Source organism: Rhodoblastus sp., assembly GCF_041915505.1.
In the GTDB taxonomy this organism is placed as follows: domain Bacteria; phylum Pseudomonadota; class Alphaproteobacteria; order Rhizobiales; family Beijerinckiaceae; genus Rhodoblastus.
Genome location: NZ_JAYSBG010000180.1, coordinates 1 through 7,019, shown reverse-complemented (window position 1 = coordinate 7,019; position 7,019 = coordinate 1). Strand labels below are relative to the sequence as shown.

Here is a 7,019-nt window from a genome sequence, read left to right as displayed (position 1 = left end):
AAACACGGCAAAGCTTGCCAAAACACGGATTTATGCAAATCCTTGCGCGAGCGGTCGCCTCAAGTGATTCGCCTGTTGGTTCCCGGGCGGATTTTGCCCTCCCGATCGAGTCTGCGTTGATCTCCTCCAGCGCGAAAGGCGGCCTCGATGATCGTGGGCGTGCTCAATCAGAAGGGCGGCGTCGGCAAGACGACGATCGCCGTCAATCTCGCAGCCTGTTTCAGCCAGACGGGACGGCGCGTGTTGCTGATCGACGCCGATCCGCAGGGCAGCGCGCTGGCCTGGTCCGCCGCGCGGCAGGCCGACCCCGATTTCGTGGTCGTTGGCATGGCCAAGCCGACTTTGCACCGCGAAATCGCGGTTCTGGCCAAAAATTACGATGTCGTCGTCATCGACGGCGCGCCGCGCGTCAACGAACTCGGCCGCGCCGCCATCATGGCCAGCGATCTGGCGCTGATCCCGGTGCAGCCCTCGCCCTATGACGTCTGGGCCGCCGCCGAGACGGTGCAATTGATCCGCGAGGCGCAGCAGTTCAAGGACGGGCTGCGTTCGGCCTTTCTCGTCAACCGCAAGATCGCCAATACCGCCATCGGCCGCGATTTCCACGCCGCTTTGGCGCAATTTCCCGATACGCCGGTGCTCGATGTCGCGCTCGCGCAGCGCGTGGTCTATGCCGAGAGCGCCGCGCGCGGCCTGTCGGTGCCGGAGGCCGCGCCGCGCAGCGAAGCCGCGCGCGAGCTGCAAAGCCTCGCCGAACTGATCATCGCCAACAAGGAAAGGCTGGCGGCATGAGCCGGAAGACCGTTCAGATCAATGTTCCCGCCGCGCCGGCGACCAAGGCCGTCATTCCCGCCAAAAAGGCCGAAGCCGGCGCTGAATCGTGGATCGCCCAGGCGAGCGAGCCGCTCGGCGGCGTGGCCGAGGCGCTGGGCGAGGCGGCTTTTTCGCGGCCCGTGACGCCCGGCGGCGGCGTGACCTTCACGGTCAAATTGTCGGCCGAGCCCAATCCGCTCGAAGCGGCCAAGGTCTTCTTCTTGCTGCCGCAGGCGGCACTGTGGTTCTGGACCTTCGGGCTGGCCCAACGTTCCATGCGCGGCTTTCCGACCTGGCCTCCGCGCTGAGCGCAGGTTTTTTTTACGTGTTCCCGAGGGAGGCCTCCGCACGACGCGGGGGCCTTTTTCGTTCGCGCCTTGACGCCCCGAATAAAGATGATGATTGACATCTTTTTTAGATGTTGATTATCATCTTTTATCGAGATGTCGCCGAGGAACGCCAGCATGACCCTCCTGTCGCCGGAAGCTCCAGACACAGCGCCAGAGACCGCCGCGCCGCTCGCCTCGTCAGACATTCTGCAAATCGCCCGCGATTGCGGCGCCGACGATTGCGCTTTGGTCTCGCTCGACCATCCGGCGCTCGCGCCCGAGCGCGACGGCATCGGGGCGGCCTTTCCCGCCGCGCGCAGCCTGCTCGCCCTCGTCGTGCGGATGAATCGCGAGCCGGTGCGCTCGCCGGCCCGCTCGATTTCCAATCTGGAATTTCATCGCACCGGCCACGCCATCGACGATATCGCCCGCGCCATCGTGCGGCGGCTGGAGGACCGGGGCGTCCGCGCCCTCAATCCGGCGATGGCCTTTCCGATGGAAATGGACGATTTTCCGCGCAAGCGCGGCTGGGTCGTCTCGCACAAAAGGGTCGCGCAGGCCGCGGGCCTCGGCCGGATGGGCCTGCACCGCAATCTGATCCATCCGAAATTCGGCTCCTTCGTCCTGCTCGACACCGTGCTGATCGCCGCCGAATGCGACGCCTTCGCCGAGGAGCTGGATTTCAATCCCTGTTTCGAATGCAAGCTCTGCGTCGCCGCCTGCCCGGTCGGGGCGCTGAAGCCCGACGGCTATTTCGATTTCTCCGCCTGCCTCACCCATAATTACCAGCAATTCATGGGCGGCTTCGCCAATTTCGTCGAGGACATCGCCGACAGCCGCTCGGCGGCGGATTTCCGAAAGAAGGTCAGCTATGCCGAGACGGTCCAGCGCTGGCAGAGCCTGTCCTACGGTCCCAATTACAACGCCGCCTATTGCCTCGCGGTCTGCCCGGCCGGCGAGGATGTGATCGGCGCCTATCGCGCCGACAAGGGTCGCTATTTGCGCGACGTGGTCGATCCGCTGACCGCGAGGACCGAGCCGGTCTATGTCGTCAAAGGCACGGACGCCGCCGATCACGTCGCCAAGAGGTTCCCGCACAAGCGCATCCGCTGGGTGCGCTCCGCCGCGCGCGCGACCTCGATCGAGGGTTTTCTGTTCGGCATGAACCTGTCGTTCCAGCCCGGCAAGGCGGCGGGACTGAAAGCCGTCTATCATTTCACCTTCACCGGCCCGCAGGCGGCCAAGGCGACAGTGGTGATCGATAATCGTAAACTGCGGGTGCTGTCAGGCCACGAACTTAAGCCGGATTTGCGCGTCACCGCGCGCGGCGAGAGCTGGCTGCGCTTCCTTAACAAGGAGGTCTCGCTCTTGCGGCTGTTCGCGACCGGCGCGCTGCGTCTGAAGGGGCCGCCGCGCCTGCTCGCCGCCTTTGGGAAATGTTTTCCGTCCTGACCCTTGCGCGCGGGCGCCGCCGCGCGTCAGATAGGCGTGTCACAGAGGGAAAAATGCGAAAGAGCCGCGAAGCCGCCGCCGAAAGCCGCCGAGCCATTGTCGAGACCGCCGCCGCCTTGTTGCGCGAGCGCGGCCTTGGCGTCGGCCTTACCGAAATCATGGCGGCGGTCGGCATGACCCACGGCGGGTTCTACCGTCATTTCGCCTCGAAAGAGGCGCTGGTCGCCGAGGCTTTGGAACAGGCGCTGGACGAAAAGGCCGCCACGCTCGCGCCGCAACCAGGGCGCCCGGCCCGCGAGGCTTTGCGGGATTATGTCGCGCTTTACCTGTCGCAGGCCCATCTCGACCATCCCGAAAAAGGCTGCCCGATCGCCGCGCTCGGCAGCGAGGCGGCGCGTTCGCCGGACAGCGCGCGGGCGCTCGCCGCCGGCGCGGAACAACTCGCCGCCTGTTTCGCGAAAGATCTCGGCGGCGATCCCATTGAGGCCCGGCGCCAGGCCGTCGCCATGCTGGCGGCCATGGTCGGCGCGGTGGTGATCGCGCGCGCAGCCGGCGATTCGCCCCTGCGCGGCGAGATGCTCGACGCGGTGCGCGCCGACCCGGCCTTCCGCGCCTTGCTGGACGATTGACGGCCGTCGCGACGTCCGCGCGCTTTTGTCCGCTTTATTAGTTGACTCTTTTTCTAGACAAAATAATTTTCTCTGGCGGCTTTGCGAATCTCGCCTTGCCGGAGCACATTCGTCCCCGCCGCCCATTCCGGGCCAGGCCAATGATAAAGTTCGAGGAAATTCCATGGCTGTCGAGACCAACAGGCCCGAAACCATCGTCCTCCATGCCGGCTGGCGCGCCGACCCGACCACCGGCGCGGTGGCGCCGCCGATCTTTCAGACCACGTCCTACCAGTTCCACGACACGGAACACGCCGCCAATCTGTTCGCCCTGAAAGAGCTGGGCCATATCTATACCCGCATCGGCAATCCGACGAATGACATTCTCGAACAGCGCCTCGCCGCGCTTGAAGGCGGCGTTGCGGCGCTGGCTTTGTCCTCCGGCCAGGCGGCCTCGGCCTTTGCTCTGCAAAATCTCGCCCGCGTCGGCGACAATGTGGTCTCCTCGACCGACCTTTACGGCGGCACCTGGAATCTGTTCGCCAATACGCTGAGGGACCAGGGCATCGAGGTCCGCTTCGTCGACCCGTCCGACCCGGAAGCCTTCCGCCGCGCCACCGACGACCGCACCCGCGCCTATTACGCCGAAACCCTGCCCAATCCGAAACTGGCGGTCTTCCCCATCGCGGAAGTCGCGGCCATCGGGCGCGAATTCGGCATACCGCTGATCGTCGACAATACGGCGGCGCCGATTCTGGCCCGGCCCTTCGACCATGGCGCCGCGGTGGTGGTGTATTCGACCACCAAATATATCGGCGGCCACGGCGCGGCGATCGGCGGCGCGATCATCGACGGCGGCAATTTCGACTGGGAGAAACATGCCGAGCGCCAGCCCGCGCTCAACACGCCCGATCCGTCCTATCACGGCGCCGTCTGGACCCAGGCCGTCAAGCCGATCGGCCCGGTCGCCTATATCATCAAGGCGCGCACCACCTTGTTGCGCGATCTCGGCTCGGCGCCTTCGCCGTTCAATTCCTTCATCACCTTGCTCGGTCTCGAAACCCTGCCTTTGCGCATTGAGCGCCACAGCCAGAACGCCTCCGCCGTCGCCGCATGGCTGACCAAACGGCCGGAAATCACCAAGGTGATCCATCCCTCGCAGCAGACCGGCGAGACCCGCGCGCGGGCCGACAAATATCTCAAGGGCGGCTATGGCGGTCTGGTCGGCTTCGAACTCGCGGCGGGCGCGGAAGCCGGGCGCAAATTCATCGACGCGCTGAAATTGTTCTATCACGTCGCCAATATCGGCGACGCCCGCAGCCTCGCGATCCATCCGGCCTCGACCACCCATTCCCAGCTCGCGGAAGAGGCCCAGATCGCGACCGGCGTCTCGCCCGGCTATGTCCGGCTGGCGGTGGGCCTGGAGCATATCGACGATATTCTCGCCGATCTCGATCAGGCCTTGCGGGCGATCTGACAAATTCGGCCGCTTGCCGGCGCCGGCAAGCGGCGCCTCACGCCCTGTCGCGGCGCGGCGCGAGCGCCGCGCTGCGATCCGACCTTGCGTAAATCGCCGCCGACATTTCGGCGAGCAGCTTGCGGTCGCCGGTCTTTTTCTGCAGCAGCACGAATTCGATCAGCCCCAGCTCCGGCAGGCGCGGATCGGGGTCGCAGGGCTGGAGGCCCGGCGGGATCAGCGTGCTGGAATGGGCCATCATGCCGAGCCCGATGCCGGTGGCGGTGGCGAGCCCGTTGAGATCGCCGCTGGTGCAGGCGATGCGCCAGGGCGCGCCCTCTCGTTCCAGCGCTGTCAGGGCCATGAAACGGGTGATGCTCGGCGGCGGATAAAGCACGAGCTGCGCCTCGTCATGGCGGAACACCGGCTCTTTCGTCGCGGCGGTCCAGACGATCTGGTCGCGAAACACCAATTGCCCCCGATCCCCGTCAGGCCAGCGCTTGCACAGCACCATGTCGAGCCGGCCTTCATCGAACATTTCGGTCAGCTTGCGGCTCAAAGCGATGGTGAAGTCGAGATCGACGTCGGGATGGCTCTGCGTGAAATCGCGGATGATGTCGCGCAGCCAGCCGATCGCCAGATCCTCGCAGGCGCCGAACAGGAAGCGCCGCCTTTTGGTGGCCTGCGAGAAATGACGCTTGGCGCGGGCGTTGGCGTCGAGAATGGAGCGGGCGAATTCCAGCATGGCCTGACCATGTTCGGTCAGGCTGTTGGAATGGGTGTCGCGCAGGAACAGCTTGTGCCCGGCGAATTGCTCCAGCCGTTTGACATGTTCGCTGACGCTCGACTGCGACAGGCCGAGCTGACGCCCGGCCTCCGAAAAGCTCTTGACCTCGGTGATCGCGACGAAGGTGCGCAGGTGAAGCGGATCGAGCATGGCGAAAGCCTCATCGGAAATTCCGATCGCTGATATTTAATCATCGGCGCTTCCGATTTGCAAAACTCAATTCATCATCGCCCTCAATTCGTCACCAAAAAAACGGGGCGGACGAGAGGGAGGAAGCAGATGATCACCAGCAGGCGCAATTTCTTCGGCACGGCCGCCGTCGGGGCCTCGGGGCTCGTGACCTTTACGAGCATCGCCGAAGCCACAGACAAATATATGGCCGCCGCGGGCGATGGCGGCTTCGGGCGCGACGCCAAGACGCTGCCATCGGGCGACGCGGTCGCCTATCACGATCCGAAAGACGTCGGCGCCATGCCCGACTTCAAATTCTCGCTCGACGGCAACAAGCCCAAGGTCACGTCCGGCGGCTGGGCCAAGGAGGCGACCGTCCATCAATTCCCGATCAGCAAGGGAATCGCCGGCGTCCACATGTATCTCAACCCCGGCGCCTCGCGCGAATTGCATTGGCACGCCATCGCGGCGGAATGGGCCTTCGTGATTTCCGGGCGCTGCCAGACCGTCGTCATCGAGCCGTCGGGCGCGGTCGAGATCAATAATTTCGAGCCGGGCGACCTGTGGTATTTCTCCAAGGGCCACGGCCATTCGATCCAGACCATCGGCGACGAGCCCTGCCATTTCATCCTGTCTTTCGACAATGGCGCGTTCTCTGAGCATGGCACCTTCTCGATCACCGATTGGGTGGACGTGACGCCGAAGGAAATGCTGTCGCTCGATTTTGGCCTGCCCAAGGATGTGTTCGACGCTTTCCCCAAGGGCGAGACCTATATCCAGTCGGGTCCGATCCTGAAGGCGTCCGACGCGCTGGAAGCGCCCTGGCCGAAGGAATCGACCCACAAGTTCCGGCTGCTGCGCGACGCCAAGGCCGCGCGCGATTTCGACGGCGGCAGTTTCCGGCTGGCGACAGTCGACGAATTCCCCGCGCAGAAAACCATGTCCGGCGGGCTGATGGTGTTGAAGCCCGGCGCCATGCGCAAGCTGCACTGGAACGTCAACGCCAATGAATGGCACTATTATTTGCGCGGCAAGGGGCAGGTCGCATTGTTCGGTTCGGGCGGACGCGGCAAGGTCGCGGAATTCGGCCCCGGCGACGTCGCCTATATTCCGATGGGTTTCGGCCACGCGATCAAGAATACCGGCGACGAGGATCTCGAAATCGTCCAGACCTGGGACAATGGCAAGTTCGAGGAGATCGATCTCGACCGCTGGGTCCAGACCAGCCCGAACTACCTGCTGTCGAATAATTTCGCCGGCGTTCCCGATGCGACCATCGCCAAGATGAAACGCGCCTGAGCTCTCCGCCAGCCAGAGCAGCGTGCGAAAAAGTGGACGCCGGTTTTTCGCAAAAACGCTGCGAGAACAAAGGAATCTAGAGTCGATTGCGATTCAACCGAATA

The 7,019-nt window shown here is 64.4% G+C and carries 7 protein-coding genes; 6 read left to right on the top strand and 1 reads right to left on the bottom strand.

All coding sequences use genetic code 11. The annotated features are described in order from the left end of the window. Positions 1 to 147 precede the first annotated feature (147 nt). The 5 genes from parA (at position 148) to ACE3S9_RS12060 (ending at position 4,679) form a co-directional block, all read left to right on the top strand. Positions 148 to 792 carry a ParA family partition ATPase gene (parA, locus tag ACE3S9_RS12080; RefSeq protein WP_374546711.1) on the top strand — a complete coding sequence of 215 codons (645 nt, stop codon included), beginning with the start codon at positions 148 to 150 and terminating at the stop codon, positions 790 to 792. After that, positions 789 to 1,121 carry a hypothetical protein gene (locus ACE3S9_RS12075; RefSeq protein WP_374546710.1) on the top strand — a complete coding sequence of 111 codons (333 nt, stop codon included), beginning with the start codon at positions 789 to 791 and terminating at the stop codon, positions 1,119 to 1,121. The genes parA and ACE3S9_RS12075 overlap by 4 nt, the downstream gene beginning before the upstream one ends. Positions 1,122 to 1,277: 156 nt before the next feature. Continuing rightward, the gene (locus ACE3S9_RS12070; protein ID WP_374546709.1) at positions 1,278 to 2,594 is read left to right on the top strand and encodes an SCP2 sterol-binding domain-containing protein; all 1,317 of its coding nucleotides are present in this window, start codon (positions 1,278 to 1,280) and stop codon (positions 2,592 to 2,594) included. Between the two features lie 53 nt (positions 2,595 to 2,647). After that, on the top strand, positions 2,648 to 3,223 hold the full coding sequence (locus ACE3S9_RS12065; RefSeq protein WP_374546708.1) for a TetR/AcrR family transcriptional regulator: 576 nt from the start codon (positions 2,648 to 2,650) through the stop codon (positions 3,221 to 3,223). Positions 3,224 to 3,386: 163 nt separating this feature from the next. Beyond that, positions 3,387 to 4,679: an O-acetylhomoserine aminocarboxypropyltransferase/cysteine synthase family protein gene (locus tag ACE3S9_RS12060; RefSeq protein ID WP_374546707.1), complete on the top strand. Its 1,293-nt coding sequence runs from the start codon at positions 3,387 to 3,389 to the stop codon at positions 4,677 to 4,679. Positions 4,680 to 4,716: 37 nt separating this feature from the next. Here ACE3S9_RS12060 and ACE3S9_RS12055 read toward each other — a convergent pair whose 3' ends face one another. Beyond that, a complete protein-coding gene (locus ACE3S9_RS12055; RefSeq protein WP_374546705.1) occupies positions 4,717 to 5,595 on the bottom strand; it encodes a LysR family transcriptional regulator in 879 nt (292 codons plus the stop codon). 129 nt (positions 5,596 to 5,724) lie between these two features. Here ACE3S9_RS12055 and ACE3S9_RS12050 point away from each other — a divergent pair, with 129 nt between their 5' ends. Next, positions 5,725 to 6,915 carry a cupin domain-containing protein gene (locus tag ACE3S9_RS12050; RefSeq protein ID WP_374546704.1) on the top strand — a complete coding sequence of 397 codons (1,191 nt, stop codon included), beginning with the start codon at positions 5,725 to 5,727 and terminating at the stop codon, positions 6,913 to 6,915. Positions 6,916 to 7,019: the final 104 nt, after the last annotated feature.